This window comes from Streptosporangium sp. G11, assembly GCF_051192615.1.
Taxonomy (GTDB): Bacteria; Actinomycetota; Actinomycetes; order Streptosporangiales; family Streptosporangiaceae; genus Streptosporangium.
The window spans coordinates 1-2,217 of sequence record NZ_JBPJUQ010000244.1 but is presented as its reverse complement, the minus strand read 5'-3'; the positions used below and the strand labels follow the sequence as shown (position 1 = coordinate 2,217).

Genomic DNA, 2,217 nt, shown 5'->3' with positions numbered 1-2,217 from the left:
CGATCACCTACACCAGACCGGGCAACTTCACTGACTCAGCAACACCCAAACCGATCCACAGGTATTGACTATTGCTCGTCAGTGTTGGGCTGTCGGTGTATGAGCTTGCCCGCGCGCCACGGGCTCAGGCGGCGGAGGCTCCGACGGTCGGAGTGCAGATCACCTCCGGCGGAAACAGATCGATCGCCGGGCAGAACATCGAAACCGCGTCAACCGGAAACACATCTCATACATCACCTGTACAGCCCTCTGCCGAGGCTAGAAGCCAGGCGGCTCCCCAAGCAGCCCAGACCACTTCGTCGGATCCATCCACCTTTGCTTCCGTGAGGATCGAGGCGACGGGTGAGCGCTCGATCGCCGGGCAGAACATCGGATCCGCATCCACGGGGGACAACTCCCCGACGGCGAAGTGACTAGTGCCGCATCAGGCACGTTTGCCTCGTCTGCCAGACTGCCTGGATGATCGTCAGACTCGCGCGAGAGCAGGACTTCTCTGGCTTCCTTGGCTTGGCAGCCCAGGTCGAGCAATGGTTCGGCCCGATGGTCGAGGATCCCGGTTTCCATAGCGCCGTGAAGAAGCACATTCGTCGGTCCACGGCGCTCGTCGCCGTCTCCTCGGGATTGGATCTCCTTGGCGGCCTGCTGTTTAGTGCGAAGGCCCCGACTTACCACGTCCACTGGCTCGTCGTCTCAGAGAAGGAACGCGGGAAGGGCGCCGGTCGTGCGCTGATGGCGGAGGCGACACGTAGGTTCGTGCGTGGTCCGGGCAGTATTGAGGTGATCACCTTCGGAGCCGACCACCCGGGTGCCGTTGCCAGCGGCGCACGCGTCTTCTACGAGTGTCTCGGGTTCGCCCCTGCCGAGGCCGCCGATCCGGGTCCAGAAGGCGGTTCACGACAGATCTATCGCCGGGCCGTCACGTGATTCACGCGACGTTGGCTCTGGCGACAAGCGTGCGCAGCCGTTCATCGGCGGTGTGCTTGTTCCGCCAGATGATGTAGCGGCGGATCATGCTGCACTGGGCCTTGTGGGTGCGGTGGTCGGTGCCGTCGAGAGTGAAGTAGCGCAGGGCGGTGAACTGGGCCTCGATCCGGTTCAGCCACGAGGAGTTGGTCGGGGTGTAGGCGATCTCGACGTTGTTGGCCTCGGCCCAGTCCGCCACCCGGCGGCACCGCTTGGTGGTCAGGTGCGGGGAGTAGTTGTCGCACACGATCGCCAGGCGGACCGTCGGCGGGTAGAGGGTGCGCAGGTAACGGCAGAACTCCAGGAACTTCGACCGGTTCTTGGTCTTCTTGATGTGCCCGTAGAGCTTGTCCCTGGCCAGGTCGTAGGCGGCGAACAGATGCCGGACGCCGTGCGGGCGGGTGTAGGTCGCTCGTCGCCTGGGCCTGGGCTCACGGTCGAGGTCCTTACCCTTGCCGCCGCGTTCGGCCCACTGCCGGCCCGGGTGCGGCTGCAGGTTCAGCGGCCCGAACTCGTCCATGCAGAACACCACCTCCGGCTCGCCCGCCTCGGGTATGACCTCGCCGTCGGCGATCGCGTACAGGTGCTCCACCCGCGCCTTCTTGGCCGCGTAAACGGGAGGTCTTCCAGGTCTTCACGCGTTGAAAGGTGACGCCTTCCTCGCGGAGCAGGATGCGCAGGCCCTCGTGGCTGATGTCGTCAACCACCCCCTCGGCAACCAGGAAGTCCGCCAGCTTGGTTAGGCTCCAGGTCGAAAACGGCATGCCGTGCTCGGCCGGCCTGGACTTGGCAATCTTCTTGATCTCGCGGCGCTCGGGCAGCGTGAAGGTCTTCGGCCGACCGCCCTTGTACTTCGGATACAGGGATTCAAAGCCGTCGGCGTTGAAGTTGTGGATCACGTCCCGGACCCGGTCCGTGCTCGTGAACGTCACCTCGGCGATCTTCGCCACGGCCATGCCCTGCGCGGACAACAGCACCATCTGGGCCCGCCGCCAAGTCACCACCGACCCGGTGCCCCGGCGGATGATCCGCAGCAGCCGTCGGCCCTCGCCGTCATCGATCTCACGAACCCGTACTCGATCTGCCATCCGCACAGCGTGACTGCCACCCACAGCCCAGGACAGAACCCCGGGCGGCGCGTCACATCACAACAGGGCGAACGTTGCCTGATGCGGCACTAGTGGTCGCGCCCGTTAATTCGTCGGGGGTCATCCGGGCAGCGGGTGCGGTGCGTGTCGGTCGTGCTGTTTGATG

General features: G+C 64.8%; 3 protein-coding genes. 1 reads left to right on the top strand and 2 read right to left on the bottom strand.

Features of this window, described 5'->3' with window-relative positions; translation table 11 throughout:
- Positions 1-459: 459 nt before the first annotated feature.
- Positions 460-924 carry a GNAT family N-acetyltransferase gene (locus ACSDR0_RS50205; protein ID WP_435296064.1) on the top strand — a complete coding sequence of 155 codons (465 nt, stop codon included), beginning with the start codon at positions 460-462 and terminating at the stop codon, positions 922-924.
- Between the two features lies 1 nt (position 925).
- On the opposite strand, the gene ACSDR0_RS50200 is transcribed toward ACSDR0_RS50205, so the two are convergent.
- Both ACSDR0_RS50200 and ACSDR0_RS50195 read right to left on the bottom strand, forming a co-directional pair.
- Entirely contained in the window at positions 926-1,483 is a 558-nt protein-coding gene (locus tag ACSDR0_RS50200; protein WP_435296063.1) for a transposase, read from the bottom strand.
- Positions 1,410-2,051 (bottom strand): helix-turn-helix domain-containing protein, encoded by a 642-nt coding sequence (locus ACSDR0_RS50195; protein WP_435296062.1) that lies wholly within the window; start codon positions 2,049-2,051, stop codon positions 1,410-1,412. Before ACSDR0_RS50195 ends, ACSDR0_RS50200 begins: the two co-directional genes overlap by 74 nt.
- Between the last annotated feature and the right edge of the window lie 166 nt (positions 2,052-2,217).